At 72.3% G+C, this 19,519-nt stretch carries 22 protein-coding genes and 1 tRNA gene; 16 read left to right on the forward strand and 7 right to left on the reverse strand.

The window, feature by feature from the left end; all coding sequences use genetic code 11:
• Nucleotides 1-10 precede the first annotated feature (10 nt).
• From IMZ35_RS09815 to IMZ35_RS09830, 4 genes are all read right to left on the reverse strand, one after another.
• Complete coding sequence (locus IMZ35_RS09815) at nucleotides 11-457, reverse strand: contact-dependent growth inhibition system immunity protein (RefSeq protein WP_199440662.1); 447 nt, start codon at nucleotides 455-457, stop codon at nucleotides 11-13.
• 2 nt (nucleotides 458-459) lie between these two features.
• A complete protein-coding gene (locus tag IMZ35_RS09820) occupies nucleotides 460-885 on the reverse strand; it encodes an OsmC family peroxiredoxin (protein WP_199440663.1) in 426 nt (141 codons plus the stop codon).
• Nucleotides 886-1,023: 138 nt separating this feature from the next.
• Nucleotides 1,024-1,096, reverse strand: a tRNA-Gly gene (locus IMZ35_RS09825).
• A 42-nt stretch (nucleotides 1,097-1,138) separates the two neighbouring features.
• On the reverse strand, nucleotides 1,139-1,549 hold the full coding sequence (locus IMZ35_RS09830; protein ID WP_199440664.1) for a DUF7674 family protein: 411 nt from the start codon (nucleotides 1,547-1,549) through the stop codon (nucleotides 1,139-1,141).
• Nucleotides 1,550-1,795: 246 nt separating this feature from the next.
• Between IMZ35_RS09830 and IMZ35_RS09835 the strand changes: the two genes are divergently transcribed.
• The 4 genes from IMZ35_RS09835 to IMZ35_RS09850 all read left to right on the forward strand — a co-directional run bounded on the left by IMZ35_RS09835 (nucleotide 1,796) and on the right by IMZ35_RS09850 (nucleotide 6,122).
• Nucleotides 1,796-3,292 carry a sigma-70 family RNA polymerase sigma factor gene (locus IMZ35_RS09835; protein WP_199440665.1) on the forward strand — a complete coding sequence of 499 codons (1,497 nt, stop codon included), beginning with the start codon at nucleotides 1,796-1,798 and terminating at the stop codon, nucleotides 3,290-3,292.
• 99 nt (nucleotides 3,293-3,391) lie between these two features.
• The gene (locus IMZ35_RS09840) at nucleotides 3,392-3,829 is read left to right on the forward strand and encodes a DUF983 domain-containing protein (protein ID WP_199440666.1); all 438 of its coding nucleotides are present in this window, start codon (nucleotides 3,392-3,394) and stop codon (nucleotides 3,827-3,829) included.
• A 27-nt stretch (nucleotides 3,830-3,856) separates the two neighbouring features.
• Nucleotides 3,857-4,720: an Fpg/Nei family DNA glycosylase gene (locus IMZ35_RS09845; protein WP_199440667.1), complete on the forward strand. Its 864-nt coding sequence runs from the start codon at nucleotides 3,857-3,859 to the stop codon at nucleotides 4,718-4,720.
• A gap of 148 nt (nucleotides 4,721-4,868) precedes the next feature.
• Complete coding sequence (locus tag IMZ35_RS09850) at nucleotides 4,869-6,122, forward strand: GAF domain-containing sensor histidine kinase (protein ID WP_199440668.1); 1,254 nt, start codon at nucleotides 4,869-4,871, stop codon at nucleotides 6,120-6,122.
• 12 nt (nucleotides 6,123-6,134) lie between these two features.
• Here the strand turns inward: IMZ35_RS09850 and IMZ35_RS09855 are convergent, their stop codons facing one another.
• On the reverse strand, nucleotides 6,135-6,299 hold the full coding sequence (locus IMZ35_RS09855) for a hypothetical protein (RefSeq protein WP_199440669.1): 165 nt from the start codon (nucleotides 6,297-6,299) through the stop codon (nucleotides 6,135-6,137).
• A 74-nt stretch (nucleotides 6,300-6,373) separates the two neighbouring features.
• Here IMZ35_RS09855 and IMZ35_RS09860 point away from each other — a divergent pair, with 74 nt between their 5' ends.
• The 9 genes from IMZ35_RS09860 (at nucleotide 6,374) to IMZ35_RS09900 (ending at nucleotide 15,233) form a co-directional block, all read left to right on the forward strand.
• Entirely contained in the window at nucleotides 6,374-7,240 is an 867-nt protein-coding gene (locus tag IMZ35_RS09860) for a S49 family peptidase (protein WP_199440670.1), read from the forward strand.
• A gap of 99 nt (nucleotides 7,241-7,339) precedes the next feature.
• A complete protein-coding gene (locus tag IMZ35_RS09865; RefSeq protein WP_199440671.1) occupies nucleotides 7,340-8,185 on the forward strand; it encodes a LytR/AlgR family response regulator transcription factor in 846 nt (281 codons plus the stop codon).
• On the forward strand, nucleotides 8,185-8,643 hold the full coding sequence (locus IMZ35_RS09870; RefSeq protein ID WP_199440672.1) for a hypothetical protein: 459 nt from the start codon (nucleotides 8,185-8,187) through the stop codon (nucleotides 8,641-8,643). The genes IMZ35_RS09865 and IMZ35_RS09870 overlap by 1 nt, the downstream gene beginning before the upstream one ends.
• A 24-nt stretch (nucleotides 8,644-8,667) precedes the next feature.
• Entirely contained in the window at nucleotides 8,668-10,449 is a 1,782-nt protein-coding gene (locus tag IMZ35_RS09875) for a sodium/solute symporter (RefSeq protein ID WP_199440673.1), read from the forward strand.
• Nucleotides 10,450-10,704: 255 nt separating this feature from the next.
• Entirely contained in the window at nucleotides 10,705-11,070 is a 366-nt protein-coding gene (locus tag IMZ35_RS09880) for a DUF485 domain-containing protein (protein ID WP_199440674.1), read from the forward strand.
• Nucleotides 11,067-12,647, forward strand: coding sequence for a monocarboxylic acid transporter (locus IMZ35_RS09885; protein ID WP_199440675.1), 1,581 nt, complete (start codon nucleotides 11,067-11,069; stop codon nucleotides 12,645-12,647). Before IMZ35_RS09880 ends, IMZ35_RS09885 begins: the two co-directional genes overlap by 4 nt.
• A gap of 193 nt (nucleotides 12,648-12,840) precedes the next feature.
• A complete protein-coding gene (locus tag IMZ35_RS09890; protein ID WP_199440676.1) occupies nucleotides 12,841-13,176 on the forward strand; it encodes a rhodanese-like domain-containing protein in 336 nt (111 codons plus the stop codon).
• Between the two features lie 2 nt (nucleotides 13,177-13,178).
• On the forward strand, nucleotides 13,179-14,084 hold the full coding sequence (locus IMZ35_RS09895) for a DUF4328 domain-containing protein (protein ID WP_199440677.1): 906 nt from the start codon (nucleotides 13,179-13,181) through the stop codon (nucleotides 14,082-14,084).
• A 117-nt stretch (nucleotides 14,085-14,201) separates the two neighbouring features.
• Nucleotides 14,202-15,233, forward strand: coding sequence for a glycerophosphodiester phosphodiesterase family protein (locus tag IMZ35_RS09900; protein ID WP_199440678.1), 1,032 nt, complete (start codon nucleotides 14,202-14,204; stop codon nucleotides 15,231-15,233).
• Nucleotide 15,234: 1 nt separating this feature from the next.
• Here IMZ35_RS09900 and IMZ35_RS09905 read toward each other — a convergent pair whose 3' ends face one another.
• The gene (locus tag IMZ35_RS09905; protein WP_199441005.1) at nucleotides 15,235-16,473 is read right to left on the reverse strand and encodes a cytochrome P450; all 1,239 of its coding nucleotides are present in this window, start codon (nucleotides 16,471-16,473) and stop codon (nucleotides 15,235-15,237) included.
• A 147-nt stretch (nucleotides 16,474-16,620) separates the two neighbouring features.
• Between IMZ35_RS09905 and IMZ35_RS09910 the strand changes: the two genes are divergently transcribed.
• The 3 genes from IMZ35_RS09910 to IMZ35_RS09920 all read left to right on the forward strand — a co-directional run bounded on the left by IMZ35_RS09910 (nucleotide 16,621) and on the right by IMZ35_RS09920 (nucleotide 18,855).
• Entirely contained in the window at nucleotides 16,621-17,445 is an 825-nt protein-coding gene (locus IMZ35_RS09910; protein WP_199440679.1) for a glycerophosphodiester phosphodiesterase family protein, read from the forward strand.
• Nucleotides 17,446-17,468: 23 nt separating this feature from the next.
• Nucleotides 17,469-18,419 carry a DUF5926 family protein gene (locus IMZ35_RS09915; RefSeq protein ID WP_199440680.1) on the forward strand — a complete coding sequence of 317 codons (951 nt, stop codon included), beginning with the start codon at nucleotides 17,469-17,471 and terminating at the stop codon, nucleotides 18,417-18,419.
• Nucleotides 18,420-18,501: 82 nt separating this feature from the next.
• Nucleotides 18,502-18,855: a DUF952 domain-containing protein gene (locus IMZ35_RS09920; protein ID WP_199440681.1), complete on the forward strand. Its 354-nt coding sequence runs from the start codon at nucleotides 18,502-18,504 to the stop codon at nucleotides 18,853-18,855.
• A gap of 76 nt (nucleotides 18,856-18,931) precedes the next feature.
• Here the strand turns inward: IMZ35_RS09920 and IMZ35_RS09925 are convergent, their stop codons facing one another.
• Nucleotides 18,932-19,489 carry a ferritin gene (locus IMZ35_RS09925; RefSeq protein ID WP_199440682.1) on the reverse strand — a complete coding sequence of 186 codons (558 nt, stop codon included), beginning with the start codon at nucleotides 19,487-19,489 and terminating at the stop codon, nucleotides 18,932-18,934.
• Between the last annotated feature and the right edge of the window lie 30 nt (nucleotides 19,490-19,519).

Consider the following 19,519-nt stretch of genomic DNA (forward strand, 5'->3'; position numbering starts at 1 on the left):
GCCGGTCAGCTCAGGGGTGCAGGCGGGTGACTCGCTCGTCCGGGTCCGGCGGCGGGTTGCGGTAGCGGCGCACCGCCTCGTCCACCGGCGCGGCCAGCGTGATCAGCTCGTCCTCGTACTCGGGCAGCGTCTCGACGAGGTGGTCCAGCCGCGCCTTCAGCTCCGGACCGGCCTCCCAGAACGACTCGTCGACGTTCAGCAGCGCCACGAGCACGTCACCGGGGTACAGGCCGCCGCAGGAGTACGGGGAGCGGTCGATCTCGTCCAGCACGACGGGCACCAGGTGCGCCAGCCCGACCTGCTGCTGGAGCAGCACCACCAGGTCGACCGGCCGCAGCTCGGCCAGCGGCTTCTGCCAGGCCTCGAAGACCGCCCTCGTCACCTCCGTGGTGGGCGAGAGCGGCCGGCCCCACTGCTCTCCCTCCAGGTCCTGGAGGGAGAGCGCGCGGTCGTCCACCGTCAGGCCAGCGATGCTTCCAGCGTGATGGTGGTGCCGGTCAGCGCCTGGCTGACGGGGCAGTTCTGCTTGGCGTCCTCGGCGGCCGCGGCGAAGTCCTCGGCGCTCAGGCCGGGAACGGTGCCGACCACGGTCAGCTTGATGCCGGTGATGCCCTGACCGGGCTGGAACGTCACGTCGGCGGTGGTGTCCAGCGCCTGCGGCGGGGTGCCGGCCTTGGCGAGACCGTTGGACAGCGCCATCGAGAAGCACGACGAGTGCGCCGCCGCGATGAGCTCCTCCGGGCTGGTCTTGCCGTTCGGCTCCTCGGAGCGCGCGGGCCAGCTCACGGGGTAGGAACCGATGCCGGAGGACTGGAGCTCCACGACTCCGTTGCCCTTGAGCAGGTCGCCCTCCCAGTGGGTGGTCGCCTTGCGCGTGGTTGCCATCTTCACGACTCCGTCTCGACGAGTTCCGGTGGATCCACCAGAACCGTAGCCGCTGCGAGCGCGGCCGACCGGCCGGGAGAGAAGATCGAGAGCGCAACACGAAGAAGCCGGTGCCCGAAGGCACCGGCTTCTCTGCTGAGCGGATGACGAGACTCGAACTCGCGACCCTCACCTTGGCAAGGTGATGCGCTACCAACTGCGCTACATCCGCCTGTACTGCCTGCACCGGTCGTTCTCTCCGGTACGTGGAGAACTATAGCGGATGTTCCGCCGGGGTTTCACCGGGGGGTCGGACGGACAGCAGCAGGCGGTCCACCTCGGCCAGCCGCTCGGTCGACCACCGCCACTCCCACAGCGGCCTGACCTTCTCCACGACCTCGGCCGGCAGCCGTCGCGCCACCTCGTCGCGCAGCTCCCAGTCGTCGAACACGTGCTCGTAGAAGCTCACCACGGCGGCGTTGGAGAGGAACTGCTCCGGCTGCTGGAAGCACCAGTGCGCGAAGTCGTACGCGCGGCGCAGCGTCCCCCGGTCCTCCTCGCGGTGCGCGTCGAGGGCCAGGCGCCACAGCTCCGACAGGAACACGTGGCAGGACCAGGAGCTGTGCTCGACCACGGAGACCAGTTCGGGGAACTGAGCCGAAGCTCTCTCGCGCCAGTCGGCCACGACGAGGCAGGCTACCCGCCACCACCGGCGGTGGCGCGGTGACGGGGCCCGAGCGACGTCCAGACGTGACCGGTCCGTCATCGCGGGTCGCCGCGCACCGTCGGCGTCCGGCCGCCGGGACTGCTCCGCCCGGCGGACGCCGGAAGTATGGTCTTGTGCTCGCGACGTCCGGGGCCGGTCGGCGGGCCGACCGCGCTGTGGCATGTTCGGGCAGACTGAGGACCGGGTGAGGAGGTGCCGCGCCGCATGGTCGCTGACGCTGTAGCGCCGAGGCGCGCACCGGACGGTCCCCCCGACGACCTCGAACTGCTCGCCAGGGTCAGGGCGGGCGACGACACGGCGTTCGGCGAGCTGTTCGCCCGGCACTCCGAGGTGGTCCGCCGCTTCGCGCTGCGGCACGTCGGCGCGGCCGCGGAGGCCGACGACCTGACCGCGGAGACCTTCTTCCGCGTCCTGCAAGCGGTCCGCCGCGGCTCCGGGCCGCGCGACCACTTCCGCACCTACCTGCTCACGGTCACCCGCCGCGTCGCCTGGGAGTGGAGCGCGCGCCGCAGGGACGTCCCGGTGGACGACGAGGAGCTGTTCCGCCGCGTCGAGCCGTTCGCCGACACCGCGGGCCGCCGCGCCGAGCACACCCTGATCACCCGCGCGTTCGCGAGCCTGCCCGAGCGCTGGCGCACCGTGCTGTGGCGGGTCGAGGTGGAGGGCGAGCGCCCGGCGACGGTCGCGCCGCACTTCGGGCTGAGTCCCAACGCGATGGCGGCGCTGGCCCGCCGCGCCCGCGAGGGGCTGCGGGCCGCGTACCTCCAGGCGCACCTGGCCGAGGGACGCGGCGGTCGCTCCTGCCGCTCGGTGCTGACCAAGCTCGGCACCTACACCGCCGGTGGCGCGCGGGGGTCGGAGGAGCAGCGCATCCGGCAGCACCTGGAGACGTGCTCGTCGTGCCGCTCGCTGCACGACGAGCTGGTGGAGGTGTGCTCCGCGCTGCGCGCCCACGCGCCGCTGATCGCGCTGCCGGCCGCCGCGCTGGCCGGTGGGCACGCCTCGGCGGTGCTGGGCGAGCTGTCCCTGCTGGCGGGACGGGCGAAGCTGGCCGTCGTGGCCGCGTCCACCGCCGCGCTCGGCCTGTTCGGGGTGGCTGCGCTGCTGCCGGACGGCGGCCCGGCCGCCGTGCTGCTGCAACCCGATCAGCGGGCGAGCGGCGTGCTGGAGCTGTCGACGCCGAACTCATCGGCGGGGAGGAGCACCACGGCGCCCGGTGACGCCGACGCTCCCGCCGAGCCGGGGACCGGGGCGCCGGTCGCCGTCGTGCCGGGACACCGGGACGGCGCGGGCCGGACGACGCCGCCCGCCGGGGTGACGCGGCGGGACGGGGAACCGGTGCGGACGGGAGAGCTGGTCGCCCCCGTCGTGGTGTCCGCGCCGTCCTCGGTCGCGCGGGACGCGGGCGTGCGGGACGCGGGCGTGCGGGACGCGGTCGTGCGGGACGCGGTCGCGCGGGACACGACGTCGCCGGTCGTGCCGTCGGAGGAGCCCGGCGGGGTCGGCGTCCGGAGCGAGCCGGCGTCCAGCGCGTCGGCGTCCAGCACGTCGGCGTCCGGTTCCCCGAGCACCTCGGAGGCCGCCCCGACCTCGGAGCGCCAGGGGGTGAGGTCGTCGCCCTCGATCACCACCACCAGCGTCCGGCTCCGCCCGACGCCGCTGTCGCACCCGGCGGACGCGGACGCTCAGCGCGCTCCGTAGTCGTCGCGGCGGCCGGTGTTTCACCCGCGGGGTTCATCCGTGGAACGGTACGGTTGGGGCGCTCGCAGGTGACGAGCGTTCGAGCCGAGGAGACGGTTGATGACGCGGCTGGTGCGCGGAGCGGACGGCCGGATGTGGACGGTCCGCAGCCGGGTGGAGTGGCGCAACCCGAGTGCCACCGACGACTTCGAGCACGACGTCAGCGGCGGTCACACGCCCGGCGTCGTGATGTTCGGAATTCTGATCGTCATGGGTGTCCTGCTGGTCGCGTGGACCCCCGAGGAGGTCGTCGTCCCGGCGTGGCTGATCTTCGCGCTGATCCTGCTGTTCCTGTTCTTCCCCGTCCGGTGGTCGCTGCGCAGGCCGTGGACGCTGGTCGCGGAGTCCAAGGCGACGGCCGACGACCAGCCGCCGGAGCTGTGGGTCGGGCAGGTGCGCGGTGTGCTGGCGGTGCGCCAGGAGGCGTCGAACGTCGTCCGCAACATCGAGATGTACTCGCTGCCGAACGTGGACGGCCCGCTCCAGCCGGTCGACTGATCGCCGCCACCGGGTGACACTGGTCGGGTGCCGGAACTCCCCGAGGTCGAGGCTCTCGCCCACCACCTGCGCGAACACGCCGCGGGCCGGGTGGTGCACCGCGTCGACGTGGTGTCGCTCCAGGTCTTGAAGACGGTGCTGCCGCCGTGGACCGAGCTGCACGGCCGGACGGTCACCGGCGCCGGTCGGCACGGCAAGCACCTGGACCTCGACTGCGACGGGCTGCACCTCGTCGTGCACCTGGCGCGTGCCGGGTGGTTGCGCTGGTCGGACACGCTGGCCGCGCCGCCGCCCAAGCAGGGCAGGGGTCCGCTGGCGCTGCGCGCGCACCTCGGGCCGCCCGGCGCGGGACCGGGCTTCGACCTGACCGAGGCGGGCACGAAGAAGGGGCTGGCCGCGTGGATCGTGCGCGACCCGGCCGAGGTGCCGGGCGTCGCCCGGCTCGGCCCCGACGCGCTGTCGATCGGCCGCGCGCGGCTCGGCGAGCTGTTCGCCGGCCGGTCCGACCGGCTGAAGACGGCGCTGACCGACCAGACGCTGATCGCGGGGCTCGGCAACGCCTACTCCGACGAGGTCCTGCACGTGGCGCGGCTGTCGCCGTACGCCACGGCCGGGCGGCTGCCGGCCGACGCGCTGGACCGGCTGCACGAGGCGCTGACCGGCGTCCTCACCGACGCGGTGAGCCGTTCGGTGGGCCAGGACGCGGCCCGGCTCAAGGGGGAGAAGCGGTCCGGCCTGCGGGTGCACGCCCGGACCGGCCTGCCGTGCCCGGTGTGCGGGGACACCGTCCGCGAGGTGTCGTTCGCGGACCGGGCGTTCCAGTACTGCCCGACCTGCCAGACCGGTGGCGAGCCGCTGGCGGACCGCAGGACGTCCCGCTTCCTGAGGTGAGGATGATCACGCGCGGTTCGGTGACGGCGTCCTGGTGTGCGGCGAGCCACCGATCGGCGCAGGAGAGATCCACCGGTCGGGTGAACAAGGCGGGCGTTGGTGACCGCGGACCCTTGCCACCGGAGAGCCGGGAGAACAGCATGGACCCGTGGGTGACCTTCTGACCGAGCGCGCGGTACTCGGTGTCATCGCGACGCTGGCCGTTCTCGGTCTCTTCGTGATGCTGTGCCGGGCCCGCCGAGTGAGCACCTCGGTCGAGGACGCCGTGATGGACATGCTGCACCGCATGTCGAGGGCGTCGTCCGACCTCCGCGAGGGCCTGACCGAGGAGGCCGCCAACAAGGCGACGCCGCACCTGCGCGAGATGCTGCGGTGCGTCGCAGTCGGCCTCACCGACGCCGACGGCACCCTCCTGTCGTGGGACGGCGGCGCCGCGGAGCACTACGCGCCGTTGCGCGAGTACGTGGAGCGGTCGATCCGGGAGCACCAGAAGGAGCACGTCGAGCACCGCAAGCTCGACTGCGAGCTGCCGGGACCGTGCGCGCTGCACAGCGCCGTGATCGTTCCCCTGTTCGTGGAGGGCGACGTCGCGGGCACGCTGATCGTCGTCAGCGGGGTCGCGAACAAGCGCCAGGTGCGCATGGCGGAGGAGACCGCGCGGTTCGTCTCGACGCAGCTGGAGCTGGAGGTGCTCCAGAAGTCGCGGCAGGCGCTGGCCCAGGCCGAGGTGAAGGCGCTGCGCGCGCAGATCTCGCCGCACTTCGTCTACAACGCGCTGAACACGATCTCCTCGCTGATCCGCACCGACCCGGCGCACGCCCGCGAACTGCTCCAGGAGTTCGCCGAGTTCACCCGGTACTCCTTCCGCACGGACGGCTTCTTCACGACGCTGTCCGACGAGCTGAACAACATCCACCGCTACCTGACGATCGAGCAGGCCCGCTACGGCGAGCGGCTGAACGTGCGGCTGCGCGTCGCTCCCGAGGTGCTCCAGGTGGTGCTGCCGTTCCTGGTGCTGCAACCGCTGGTGGAGAACGCGGTGCGGCACGGCCTGGCGAAGAAGCCGGGCGGCGGGCTGCTGACGATCACCGCGGAGGACAACGGCGCCGAGGCGCTGATCAGCGTCGAGGACGACGGCGTCGGCATGGACCCCGACCGGCTGTTCGACGACCTGAAGGACGCGCACCAGACGGGGGCGCACGTGGGCCTGGGCAACATCAACAACCGGATGCGGTCGGTGTTCGGCGACGAGTACGCCCTGGTGGTGGAGACCGCGCCGGGCGCGGGCATGAAGACGATCATCAAGGTGCCGAAGTTCAGCCGCGGCGTGCGGCCGAACCTGACGCTGGTGCAGCCGCAGGAGGAGCCGAACACCGCCGAGCAGCCGGTGATCCGGGCCTGACCGGCCGCGCGCTCAGGAGGCGACGGCGAGGACGGTCACGAACATCACGACGCACACGCCCCAGAGGATCCACATCCAGTAGACGTTCATCGGAGTGGGGCCGTCCGGGTGCTGGCGGCTGCGGTCGTCCCACCACTCGACGTAGCGTTCGAGCCACTTCACCGGGTTGAACGTCACTGCCCACCTCGCCGCGGTCCGACCACGATGCTAACGGGTGCGACCCCGCGTCCCGTGCACGTAGGGTCGGTGGCATGAGCGTGACGGACAAGATCACCGCACGGTTGCCCAAGATCGTCGCCGAGCGCGGTGACCGGCCCCCGGTGGTGGCGGCCGTCCGGTTGCACGGCGTGATCACGCCGACCCCCGCGCCGGTGGCGCGCAACACGATCAGCCTGCAGGCGCTGGAGTCCGCGCTCACCCGCGCGTTCGACCACGACCGCCTCGTCGCGGTCGCCCTGCTGATCAACTCGCCGGGCGGGGCGCCGACCCAGTCCGCGCTCGTCGCGGAGCGCGTCCGCGAACTGGCGGAGCGGAAGAAGGTGCCCGTGCTGGCGTTCTGCGAGGACCTCGCGGCGTCCGGCGGCTACTGGCTCGCGTGCGCGGGCGACGAGATCTACGCCCACGGCACGTCGATGGTCGGTTCGATCGGCGTCGTCAGCTCGGGCTTCGGCCTGAACGGCCTGCTGGAGCGCTGGGGGGTCGAGCGCCGGGTGCACACGGCCGGGCAGAACAAGGTGCGTCTCGACCCGTTCCAGCCGGAGAAGCCGGAGGACGTCGAGTGGCTGAGGGGTCTGCACACCCAGTTGCACGAGCAGTTCGTCGCGTGGGTTCGGCAGCGGCGCGGGGAGAAGCTCGCCGGCACCGACGAGGAGCTGTTCTCCGGTGAGGTGTGGACGGGCGCGCGGGCCGTCGAACTCGGTCTCGTGGACGGGCTCGGCACGGTGCGCAGCGTGGTCGCCGACCGCTTCCCGGACGCCGTGATCTCCGTCGCCGAGCCGCGCCGCCCGCTGCTCGCCCGGCTGGGGATGGCGGGAGCGACCACACGATCGGGCGACCTCCTGCTCACCAACCTGGCGGCACTGGAACACCGGGCGCACTGGTCTCGTTTCGGCCTGTGAGCTGTGGGTGGATCGATCGGGTGACGAGTGCGCAGCGGTGGTCATCACCCGGACGGACCGCCCGCGGAACGTAGACACGACGTGGTCCGGGTGGGCAAGATGCCCGACACAGTGAGCACCCAGGAGAGCGCCGGCCTCCTCGTCCTGGCGGTGGACGACGAGGCACCCGGTCTGAGCGAGATCAAGTACCTGCTGGAGAGCAGCCCGCACATCCGCCGTGTGCTGACCGCCTTCGACGCGGCCGAGGCGCTGCGCATCCTGCGCGGTGACTACGACGTCGAGGTGATGGACCGCACGAAGGCCGGGCTGCCACCGGTGGACGCGGTCTTCGCGGACATCAACATGCCCGGGTTGAGCGGCACCGACCTCGCCAGGGTCCTCAACGCGTTCCGCGCGCCGCCCGCGCTGGTGTTCGTCACCGGTGTGGAGCACTCGGAGGCGGTCGTCGCCTTCGAGGTCGGCGCGCTGGACTTCGTCACGAAGCCGATCAACGACGACCGCGTGAACAAGGCGATCGAGCGCGTGGTCCAGCGGGTCGGCTCGGTGCCGGCGACGGTGCCGGAGCCGGTCGCCGAACCGCAGGACGAGGAGGTCATCCCCGTCGAGCTGGGCGGGACGATCAAGCTCGTGCCGCGCGCGTCGGTGCGCTACGTGGAGGCGCAGGGCGACTACGCCCGCCTGCACACCGCCGAGGGCAGCCACCTCGTGCGCATCCCGCTCGCGCAGCTCGAGGAGCGCTGGGAGAGCGCCGGGTTCGTCCGCATCCACCGCTCGTACCTGGTGTCGCTGCCCCTGGTGAGCGAGCTGCGGATGACCTCCAACGGTTACGCCGTGATCATCGGCACCGGCACGGACGCCAAGGAGCTGCCGGTGAGCCGCCGCCACACCAGGGAGTTGAAGGAACGCATCGTCCGGCCGCCGAAGAGCGGCTGGAGCGGTGGCTGATGAGCCGTCACGACGGTGCTGCCCGTCCTCCCGGCCAGCCCGAACAGCCCCTGCCCGCCGCCCGTGACGCCTCGATGCCGGTGCCCTCGACGAAGCCGCCGAGACGCCGCCGCGTCGTCCTGGCCGAGTCGCGCGGCAAGGGCGGCACGGCCCGCGCGCGCACGATCGTCGAGCTGGAGGAGCAGACGAGTGTCGGCGAGAAGCTGGTTCGTGATCTGATCAAGCAGCAGTTGCGGACCGCGCTCGGCCTCGCCGGACTGGTCCTGCTCCTGCTGGGGTGGATGCCGGTCGCGTTCTACCTGGTCCCCGCGCTGTCGGAGGCCAGGCTGTTCGGGGTCCCGCTGCCCTGGTTGCTGATGGGACTGGTGCCGTTCCCCCTGCTGTACGCGGCGGGGTACTGGTACCGCAGGAAGGCCGAGCACCACGAGCGCGACTTCGTGAACATGGTCGACCGCTGACCAGGAGAGGCCGGACGACGCGGCGTGATCGAGAACCTGTGGAGCCTCACCGGTGTGCTGTGCGTGGCCGGTCTCACGTTCCTGCTGGGCTTCGTCGGCTCGCGCAGGGCGAACACCACCCCGGACTTCCTGGTCGCCCGCCGCGCCATCCCGACCAGCCGCAACGCCGCCGCGATCTCCGGTGAGTACCTGTCGGCCGCCTCGTTCCTGGGCGTCGCGGGACTGGTGCTGAAGGACGGCGCGGACGCGCTGTGGTTCCCGATCGGCTTCACGGCCGGGTACCTCGCGCTGATGCTGTTCGTGGCCGCGCCGCTGCGCCGCTCCGGCGCCTACACGCTGCCCGACTTCGCCGAGGCCAGGCTGGGCTCCACGACGCTGCGCCACTTCTGCACGTTCTTCGTCGTCTGCATCGGCGTGCTCTACCTGGTGCCGCAGTTGCAGAGCGCCGGGCTGACGCTCACCACGATCACGGGGCTGCCCGGCTGGATCGGCGGGGTCGTCGTCATCGTCGTCGTGGTGGTCAACGTCCTCGGCGGCGGGATGCGGGCGATCACCCTGGTGCAGGCGTTCCAGTACTGGGGCAAGCTCTTCGCCATCGCCGCGCCGACGTTCGTGCTGTTCGCGGTCTTCCTGTCCAACCCGTCCAACGGCTCCCGCCCGCTGACCGACGAGGGCGCGCCGCGGTTCACCGAGACGGCGCGGGTGGTGCTCCAGGAGCCCGTCGTGCTGGACGTGCACGAGCCGACGCGGCTGGAGGCCACCGGCACCGTCGAGGGCTCGCCGGTCGACGGCCCCGTCTACTGGGCGCCCGGCCGGACCTACCGGGTCGGGACCGGGACGGAGCTGGTGTTCGCCCCCGGCACGCCGGTGCCCGTCGTGGACGGCTCGCCCAGCACCAACGCCGAGTGGCTGCGCGCCGAGAACGACGGCCTGTCCGGGATGTTCGAGACGTACTCGCTGATCTTCGCGACGTTCCTCGGCACGATGGGCCTGCCGCACGTGCTGGTCCGCTTCTACACCAACCCCGACGGCAGGGCCGCGCGGCGGACGGCCATGCACGTCATCTACCTGCTCGGCCTGTTCTACGTGTTCCCGCTGATCCTGGGCGTGCTGTCGCGGGAGTACCTGCCGCGGCTGCTCGTGCACGGCCGCACGGACGCCGCCGTGCTGCTGCTGCCGGGGGAGATGCTGCCGAACGTCTTCGGCCAGATCCTCGGCGCGATCGTGGCCGCCGGCGCGTTCGCCGCGTTCCTGTCGACGTCGTCGGGGCTGGTCGTGAGCGTGGCCGGGGTGGTGTCGACCGACCTGCTGCCGGGCAAGGTGCGGGACTTCCGCTGGGCGACGCTGTTCACCGGCGCGGTGGCGATCGGGCTCGCGCTGCTGCTGCCGCGCAGCGACGCCTCGCTCACGGTGGCGGTGTCGTTCGCGCTGGCCGCCTCGACGTTCTGCCCGCTGCTGGTGCTGGGCATCTGGTGGCGCAAGCTCACCTGGGTCGGCGCGGTGTGGGGGTTGTGCGTGGGCGGCGGCCTGGTGCTGAGCGCGCTGGTCGTGAACGTCGTCAGCTCGTTCACCGGTGACTGGGCGCCGGACGTGCTGCTGCAACCGGCGCTGATCACCGTGCCGATCGCGTTCGCCACGATGATCGCGGTGAGCCGGGCGACGGCCCGCAGGCTGCCGGAGGACGTGAACACGATCCTGCTGCGCCTGCACGCCCCCGATCCGCTGGGCTTCATCCAGGACCGGGACGTGCAGCGGTTCGGCACCGCGGAGGAGAGGGCCTCGCAGGGCCGCCGCCGATCGCGCTGAGTGAACTATGTCTCGTTCGGGTGACGAGAACCTCACCGATCTGGTTAACGGGCCTTTGTTGCACGGGAGCGGTTGTTCGTCTCCGTGCACCTACCGCTCATCGCTTCACCCGGCGTCCCCGTCGCACGTGGTGGACCGGAGGGTTACGAACGTGACCCACGTCTCTCTACGGTGCTGCCGGTACCGGACGCACAGGAGGCATCACGTGCCCGTCACGCCGCTGACACAACCGCCGAGTAGCGCGAGGAGGGGACAGTGAGCACGACCGAGAGCAGCTCGGCGGGTTCCGACCCGACAGCACCCGACCCCGACGCGCAGAAGTGGATCGAGCTCCAGCAGAGCCCCGACTTCGTGGAGCTGCGAGCCCGGCTGAGGAAGTTCGTCTTCCCGGCGACCGGCCTGTTCCTGGCCTGGTACGTCCTCTACGTGCTCCTCGCGGACTACGCGCACGAGTTCATGGCGACCAAGGTCGTCGGCAACATCAACGTCGGCCTGATCCTCGGGCTCCTCCAGTTCGTCTCGACGTTCGCACTGACCACGCTGTACGTCCGGTACGCCAACAAGAGGCTCGACCCGGCCGCCGAGAAGATCCGCACCGAGGTCGAGGGGAGCGCGCCGTGAACAGCAACCCGGTTCTGAACATCGGCATCTTCGGACTGTTCGTCGTCGTCACGCTCGTCGTGGTGTTCCGCGCCAGCCGCAACACCAAGACCGCGTCGGACTACTACGCCGCTGGCCGGGCGTTCACCGGCCCCCAGAACGGCATCGCCATCGCGGGCGACTACCTCTCCGCCGCGTCGTTCCTCGGCATCGCGGGCGCCATCGCCGTCTACGGCTACGACGGCTTCATGTACTCCATCGGCTTCCTCGTGGCGTGGCTCGTGGCCCTGCTGCTGGTCGCCGAGCTGCTGCGCAACACCGGCAAGTACACGATGGGCGACGTCCTGAGCTTCCGGATGCGGCAGCGCCCGGTGCGCGCCGCCGCCGCGACGTCCACCCTCGTCGTGTCGTTCTTCTACCTGCTCGCGCAGATGGCGGGCGCCGGTGGCCTGGTCGCCCTGCTGCTCGGCATCACCAACAAGGCCGGTCAGGCCGCGGTGATCGCCGTCGTGGGCGCGCTGATGATCGTCTACGTGCTGATCGGCGGCATGAAGGGCACCACCTGGGTGCAGATCATCAAGGCGATCCTGCTGATCGTGGGCGCCGGCGTGATGACGCTCTGGGTGCTCGGCAAGTACGGCATGAACCTGTCCGGCCTGCTCGGCGCGGCGGCCGACGCCTCCGCGGGCAAGGACGTGCTCGGCCCCGGCCTGCAGTACGGCGCGACCGGCACCTCCAAGCTGGACTTCCTGTCCCTGGGCATCGCCCTGGTGCTGGGCACCGCCGGTCTGCCGCACATCCTGATGCGCTTCTACACCGTGCCCACGGCCAAGGAGGCCCGCCGCTCGGTCGTCTGGGCGATCTGGCTGATCGGCCTGTTCTACCTGTTCACGCTGGTCCTGGGCTACGGCGCGAACGCCCTCGTCGGCGCCGGCACGATCACGTCGGCGCCGGGCGGCGTGAACTCCGCCGCCCCGCTGCTGGCCGAGGTCCTGGGCGGCCCGGTCCTGCTGGGCTTCATCTCGGCGGTCGCGTTCGCCACGATCCTCGCGGTCGTCGCCGGGCTCACGATCACCGCGTCGGCGTCGTTCGCCCACGACATCTACGCCAACGTGATCAAGAAGGGCGTGGTCGAGGACAAGGACGCCGAGGTCAGGGTGGCCCGTCGCACCGCGGTCGTCATCGGCGCCGTCGCCATCCTCGGCGGCATCGCGGCCAACGGCCAGAACGTCGCGTTCCTCGTGGCGCTCGCGTTCGCGGTCGCCGCCTCGGCCAACCTGCCGGTGATCCTCTACTCGCTGTTCTGGAAGAGGTTCAACACCTCGGGCGCGCTGTGGAGCATCTACGGCGGTCTCACGATCACGATCCTGCTGATCCTGTTCTCCCCGGCGGTGTCCGGCAAGAAGACCTCGATGTTCCCGAACGCGGACTTCGACCTCTTCCCGCTGTCCAACCCCGGTCTGGTGTCCATCCCGCTGTCGTTCCTGCTGGGCTACCTGGGCACGGTCCTGTCCAAGGAGCACAACGCGCCCAAGTACGCCGAGATGGAGGTCCGCGCGCTGACCGGCATCGGGGCCGAGAAGGCCACCGCGCACTGAGCCCGCGTCCCACCCCCGCCGAGGGCCGTCTCCCACCGGGAGGCGGCCCTCGGCGCGCGACGCGGTGGGACGGGAGGAGTTCACCGAGAGGCGCCGGAGGACCGCGACGGCGTCGGTGGTGAGCTTCTTCGCCGACGGACTCCGACCGCGCGGCTCACGCGCGTCCGACGGGGTGACGTGGCAGCATTGCGGTGTGACCGTTCCGACCGTTCAGGTGTCCGACGTGCCCGGTGAGCTGCCCGAGGGCGCGGTGCTGCTCGACGTCCGCGAGGACGACGAGTGGGCCGCGGGCCACGCGCCCGGCGCGCTGCACGTCCCCATGAGCGAGATCGCGTCCCGCCTCGACGAGCTGCCCCCCGACGCCGAGCTGTTCGTGATCTGCCGCTCCGGCGGCCGCTCTGCCCGCGTGACGCAGTTCCTCAACGCCAACGGCTGGGACGCCGTGAACGTCGACGGCGGCATGTCCCACTGGGCCGCCACCGGCCGTCCGCTGGTGGGAGAGGGCGACACCGCGCCCGAGGTCCTCTGACGATGCGTCCGCAGCCGCCGATGCGGGTGGACTGGGTGGCGAGCCCGCCGCCCGGCGCCTACCAGCACCGCCCGGCGCCCCGCGCGCCGCGCTACGGCGGCCCCCCGTCCTACCCGGCGCCGCCGCGGTGGGGCTTCCCGCTGCTGGCGTGGCGCTGGCCGACGTCGGTGCTGGGCTCGCCGGACTCCCCGGTGGACTCGGTCGACCGGGTCAGGTCGCTGGCCCGCACGGCGAACAGCGCGCTCGGCCTGACGGCCGTGACGGCCCTGTGGGCCTTCGGCAGCGAGGTCTGGCGGTACGTGCTGGTCGCGATGAGCCGCTACGGCGCGCTCTCCGCGTCCGCGGTCGGCGTCTCCGACGCGATGGTCGTGTCGTCGTCGGTGGTGACGTTCGTGGCCGCCGGCGTGTCGGCCGTGCTGGTGCTGCTGTGGCTGCGCCGCGCCCGGTCGGTCGCCGCGCTGTCGGCGGGCTACGGCCCGTCGCGCTCGGACACCGCCGTCGTCGTGGGCCTGCTGGTGCCGGGGATGAACCTCGTCGTGCCGGGCTCGGTCGTGGCCGAGCTGGAGCACGCCGCGCTGCGCCAGCCGGCCGACCGGCGACCGGCGCCGTCGCGTCCGGTGCTGGTCTGGTGGGCGCTGTGGGCGGCGAGCGCCCTGCTGGTGCTCGCGAACGTCGTCGCCTCGTTCTTCACCAGCACCCAGGCCCTGGCGAACGGCATCGTCCTGCACGCCCTGTCCGACCTGGTCGCGGCGGCCACGGCGGTGGCCGCGCTGCTGGTCGTCCGCAGGATCACGACCCTGATCCTGCCGGTGGACACGGCGGCCCTGCGCTTCCTGCGCGTGCTGCGCGTGGACGACGCCCCCGCACCCCCGCTGCGCGCCTCCCGCACGGTCCCGTCCCCCCGCTGATCCACGAGTTGAGCGTTCCAGCACCACGAGTGGAGCGTTCGAGCACCGCGAGTGGAGCACCCCGATCGGACAGCTCGCCGACACCGCACGTCCACCTCGCCGTGCCAGGGTGGTCCGGTGCGAGCACTCGTCGCGGTCGTCGCCGTCCTGGCCGGTCTCCTCACGCCGGGGACGGCCGCCGCCCACCACCACCGGCAGTTCGACCTCCAGGCGCACCGGGGCGGCATCGGCCTCACGGTGGAGAGCACGATCGCCGCGTTCTCCACGGCGCTCGAACTCGGCGTGACGACACTGGAGCTGGACGTCCAGATCACCTCGGACGGCCGGGACGTGATCACCCACGACCGGCGGACGAACCCGGCGAAGTGCAGCGACACCGAGCCGGCGTTCCCCGGTGACCCGGCGTTCCCCTACGTCGGCAAGTACATGAAGGACCTGGCGTTCGCCCAGGTCAGGACGCTGGACTGCGGGTCGAAGCGCTGGTCGCAGTACCCCGGCCAGGAGCTGTCGCCCGGCGCGCGGATGCCCACGCTGGCCGAGGTGTTCGCCCTCGCGCGGTCCTACCGCGCGAAGGACGTCCGCTTCAACGTCGAGACCAAGGTCGAGGCCGCAGCGCCGCACGAGACCGCGCCGCGCGAGCAGTTCGTGCAGGTCGCGGCGAAGGAGATCCGCAGGTCCGGCTACCTGCGCAACGTCACGGTGCAGAGCTTCGACTGGGGCGCCCTGGTGCGGATGCGTCAGGTGGAGCCGCGCATCGCGCTCGTCGCGCTGACCCAGCCGGAGTTCCTGCACGGCCCGAACGGCACGCCGTCGCCGTGGCTCGGCGGCCTGGACGTGGACGACTTCGGCGGCAGCGTCGTGCGGGCCGCGCGCAGCATCGGCGTCAGCGCCCTGTCACCCGTGCACGGCAACCCGCAGGGCGGCGCCGTCACCGATCCGGGCTACGTGCCGTTCACGACGCGGGCGCTGGTCGTGGAGGCGCACCGGGCCGGGCTGAAGGTGATCCCGTGGACCGTGAACGACCGCGCCACGATGAACGCGCTGGTGGACGCCGGGGTGGACGGCATCATCACCGACTACCCGGACGTGCTGCGCCAGGTGATGGCCGAGCGCGGCCTGCCCCTGCCGAGGCCGTACCACCGCCGCTGACTCAGCCCGACAGACGCAGGTCGTGCAGGCCGCGCATCACGAACTCCGCCCTGCGACGGGGTTCCGCGGCCAGCTCGGCGGCCGGGAGCTTGCGCACCAGGGCGCTCAGCGCGGCCTCGAACTCGATGCGCGCCAGCGGTGCGCCCAGGCAGTAGTGGATGCCCGCGCCGAAGCCCAGGTGCGGGTTCGGCGTGCGGCCCACGTCCAGCACCTCGGGGGCGGTGAACACGGCGGGGTCGTGCGCGGCCGCGCCGAGCAGGGCGGCGATCTTCTCGCCCGGCCGCACCACGTGCCCGGCGATCTCCACCTCGGCCGTCGCCGTGCGCTCGAAGAGCTGCAACGGCGAGTCGTAGCGGATCAGCTCGTCCACGGCGGTCGGCAGCAGCGACGGGTCGGCGATCAGGCGCTCCCACTGCGAGCGGTTGCGCAGGAGGGCCAGCACGCCGTTGCCGATGCCGTTGACGGTCGCCTCGTGCCCGGCCATCAGCAGCAGCACGGCGGTGGCGACCAGCTCGTCCTCGGTGAGCTTCGCGCCGTCGGTGTCGGTGACCGCCACCAGGTCGCTGACGAGGTCCTCGCCCGGCTTCGCGCGCCGCAGCGCCACCAGGTCGCGCAGGTAGGCGACGAACTCGCCCGCCGCCCGCTCCGCCTCGCGCCGCCGCTCCTCCGGCAGCCCGTACTCGTACATCTTCACGATCGAGTTCGACCACGGCTGGAGCAGGCCGCGGTCGGCGCCCGGCACGCCCAGCAGCTCGGCGATCACCTCGACGGGCAGCGGAGCGGCGACGCGTTCGAGCAGGTCACCGCTGCCGCCGTCGCGCACGTCGCCCACCAGTTCGTCGACGAGGCGGTCCGACAGCGCCGCGATCCACGGCCGCAGCCGCTCGACGTGCCCGCGTCCGAAGGCGGCCGCGACGAGCCGCCGCAGCCGGGTGTGGGTGGGCGGCTCGTTCTCCAGCAGCGAGTTGCGGTGCAGCAGGTTGAACGAGGCGAACGCGTCGATCGGCCGGACGTCGGACCAGACGCGGCCGAGGGACCGGTGGCGCAGCACCGCGGACGCCGCCGCGTGGGACACGGCGACGGCGAGCCCGAGCCCGTCGTGCCGGTGGACCTCGCCCCGCGAGCGGAGCGCGGCGAAGGCGGGGTAGGGATCGGCGACGAAGGCCGGGTCCTCCGGGGCGAACGGCGGGGCGACGGTCACGAGCACGGACGGTAGGTCGCGAAGGGCACTCGCGTCCATGTGACCTTCGTTGTGCACGCGACTCTCCACCGACCGTCACCCGCCGCGGTTCCAGCTCGTCACCCGGAGGGCATTTACGCCGAACGCCACCGGGCTGCAACGCCGACGTCGCCTTCGATTCACCCCCCACCTGGATCTTGAACCATCGTGCCGCCCTCCGTGATCGCGCACCGCGGCGCCTCGGCGCACCGCGCGGAACACACCCTCGCCGCCTACGCGCTCGCCCTCGACCAGGGGGCAGACGGACTGGAGTGCGACGTCCGGCTCAGCCGTGACGGGCACCTCGTCTGCGTGCACGACCGCCGCGTGGACCGGACCGCCTCCGGCCGCGGCGTGGTCAGCGCCCTGACCCTCGACCAGCTCGCCGCCCTGGACTTCGGTCACTGGCACGACGAGATGCCCTCCTCGCCGGACGACCTGGTGCGCGTCCCGAGCGCGCTGCCGTCGGCCGAGCCGCACGCCCGCGGGCTGCTCACGCTCGACGCGCTGCTCGGTCTGCTCGCCGACACCCGGCCGGACGTGCGGCTCTTCGTCGAGACCAAGCACCCCGTGCGCTACGGCGGCCTCGTGGAGGCCAAGCTCGTCGCCGCCCTCGCCCGGCACGGCCTGTCGCGCCCGCGCTCCAAGGACGACTCGCGGGTGGTGATGATGTCGTTCTCCTCCCGCGCGGTGCGCCGGATGCGCGAGCACGCGCCGCGCGTGCCCACGGTCCTGCTGCTGGACCGGTTCCCGCCGGGCCGCCGCGACGGCACGCTGCCGCCGTGGGCCGACCACACCGGGCCCGGCGTCCACCTGCTGCGCGAGGACCCCGGCTACGTGGCGCGCAGCCGCGAGCGCGGCCACGACACGTACTGCTGGACCGTCGACGAGCCGCGAGACGTGGAGCTGTGCGCCCGGCTGGGCGTGCGGTACCTGGCGACGAACGCCCCGGCGTCGACCCGCGGCCTCCTTGCGGCAGACTTGCCCCTCTGACCTGCGAGCTCTAGGAGGGCACGGTGGCCAAGCGCACGGCCGTGAAGAAGGCAGCCGAGTCGGCGGACGGGATCAACCCGCGCCAGCCGTGCCCGTGCGGTTCGGGCAAGAGGTACAAGGCGTGCCACGGCTCCGGTGGTGGTCCCGCCGACGTGCTGGTCCCGCGGCCCTTCGAGGGGCTCGCGGCGGAGTGCGAGCTGATCGCGCTGCGCGAGTTCGTCCCGTCGGCGACGGTGCGCCTGCCGCTGCGCGAGGGCGACCGGGAGATCACCCTCGCGACGGTGCTGCCGATGGCGGCGGCCGGACTCGTGCGGGGCGACGGCGTCGCGTTCGTCGGTCTCCAGGTGCAGACGCGCTCCGGCGACATCAGCCGCGACGTCGCGCGCGCCGTGCTGTGGGCGCGGCAGGCGAAGACCGGTGAGGCGCTGCCCGTCGTGGGCGTCGACACCGGCGCCGACCCCGGCCGCCTCCAGGACCTCGTGGACCCGGACGCGGAGATCGTGCCCGAGCTGAAGACCGACTTCGCGTGGTGGATGCCGCCGGACAACGAGCCCACCGGTGACGTCGCGCTGTCGCTGGAGCGGGCGAACGCCGCGATCCTGCCGACCGAGCGCCTCGACGCGCCCGGCGTGCGGGCGGCCTACTGGGTGGACGCGGGCGACAAGGCGCACCTGCGCTGGGTGCGCCCGGAGCCCGAGGAGAAGCTCCTCGCGGCGATGGCCCGGCTCTCCCACCGCGGCGAGCTGGACCTGGGCGAGGGCTCCCGCTACGCGGGCTCGTTCCGCGCGCACGGCCTGCTCGTGCCGGTGTGGGACCTGGACCGCGAGCTGCACGCGCGCGAGTGGGCCACGCCGGCGCAGGAGCTGGGCGAGCGCCTGGAGGCCGCGCTGGCGAGCCTCGACGACGAGCCGCTCGCAGAGGCGGAGCGCCGGGCCCGCGACGGTCTGCGCGGCCGGCAGATCACGCTGCGCTAGCTGGAGTTCGTGGACGGGTCCGCGGTTGGCCGCGGGCCTGTCCACAGCTCTCCCCGTGGTTGTGCACAGGAGGTGTGGACAGGTGCTGCTGCACATCAGTTCGCGCGACGAGTGGGCGGAGAGCCGGCGGCGCGGGACGATCGCTCCGCGGTCGCTGACCGAGGTCGGGTTCGTGCACTGCTCCGACGTCGGGAGCGTGCACCTGCCGGCCAACTCGTTCTACCGGGGCCGCACCGACCTGGTGCTGCTCGTGGTCGACCCGGCGCGCACCGGGTCGCCCGTGCGCTGGGAGCCGGGACGGCCCGAGCACCCCAGCGGTGTGTGGTTCCCGCACGTGTACGGGCCGATCGCGGTGGACGCGGTCGTCGCCGTGCACGACTTCCCGCCGTCCGACGACGGCGTGTTCCGGCTGCCGCGAGCGCTCGCGGAGGTCTGAGCAGCACGACGGCGCCCGCCCCCGGAGGAACCTCCGGGGGCGGGCGCCGTCTGGCGCTCACGCGTGTGGCCGGGCGCTACAGGACGCCACCGGCGGCGCGCGGGGCGCCGGCGTCGCCCTCGTCGCCCACGTGCTCGCGGACCAGGAAGTTCTCCACGTGGAACAGGTTGCCCTCGGCGCGGTCGACGACGGTCAGCAGCGTGCTCATCGACGCCACCTCCTCGACCTGCTCGGAGAGGAACCACTGGAGGAACTGCTCGCCGATGTAGTCGCCCTCGTCGCGGGCGGTCTTCGCGAGCGTCACGATCTGCTCGGTGACGTCCTTCTCCTGCTGGAGCGCCAGTTCGATCGGCTCGCGGGCGGAGTTGAAGTCGTTGCGCACCTCGGGAATGCCGGGAATGGTCACCTGGATTCCGTTGTCCATGAGGTGCTGCACGATCATCATGGCGTGGTTGCGCTCCTCCAGGGACTGCTTGTAGAAGTGCGCGGCCAGCCGCGGGAGATCGTTGTTGTCGAACCACACGGCAACCGCGACGTACTGCTGAGACGCCGCGAACTCGTTGCCCACCTGGGCCTGGAGCAGCTCGTGGAACCTGGACTTGCGCGGGGTCAGCTTCTTCACGTCGAGTGCCATGACGGCGAATGTACGGGAGAATGGCGAAAT

Source organism: Umezawaea beigongshangensis, from assembly GCF_016464305.1.
Lineage (GTDB): Bacteria > Actinomycetota > Actinomycetes > Mycobacteriales > Pseudonocardiaceae > Umezawaea_A > Umezawaea_A beigongshangensis.

Coding starts and splice junctions, on each gene's coding strand:
- IMZ35_RS09820 (WP_199440663.1), bottom strand. CDS start 885: ATGGCAACCACGCGCAAGGCGACCACCCACTGGGAGGGCGACCTGCTC.
- IMZ35_RS09835 (WP_199440665.1), top strand. CDS start 1,796: ATGGTCGCTGACGCTGTAGCGCCGAGGCGCGCACCGGACGGTCCCCCC.
- IMZ35_RS09925 (WP_199440682.1), bottom strand. CDS start 19,489: ATGGCACTCGACGTGAAGAAGCTGACCCCGCGCAAGTCCAGGTTCCAC.
- IMZ35_RS09865 (WP_199440671.1), top strand. CDS start 7,340: ATGCCCGACACAGTGAGCACCCAGGAGAGCGCCGGCCTCCTCGTCCTG.
- IMZ35_RS09895 (WP_199440677.1), top strand. CDS start 13,179: ATGCGTCCGCAGCCGCCGATGCGGGTGGACTGGGTGGCGAGCCCGCCG.
- IMZ35_RS09860 (WP_199440670.1), top strand. CDS start 6,374: ATGAGCGTGACGGACAAGATCACCGCACGGTTGCCCAAGATCGTCGCC.
- IMZ35_RS09905 (WP_199441005.1), bottom strand. CDS start 16,473: ATGGACGCGAGTGCCCTTCGCGACCTACCGTCCGTGCTCGTGACCGTC.
- IMZ35_RS09840 (WP_199440666.1), top strand. CDS start 3,392: ATGACGCGGCTGGTGCGCGGAGCGGACGGCCGGATGTGGACGGTCCGC.
- IMZ35_RS09870 (WP_199440672.1), top strand. CDS start 8,185: ATGAGCCGTCACGACGGTGCTGCCCGTCCTCCCGGCCAGCCCGAACAG.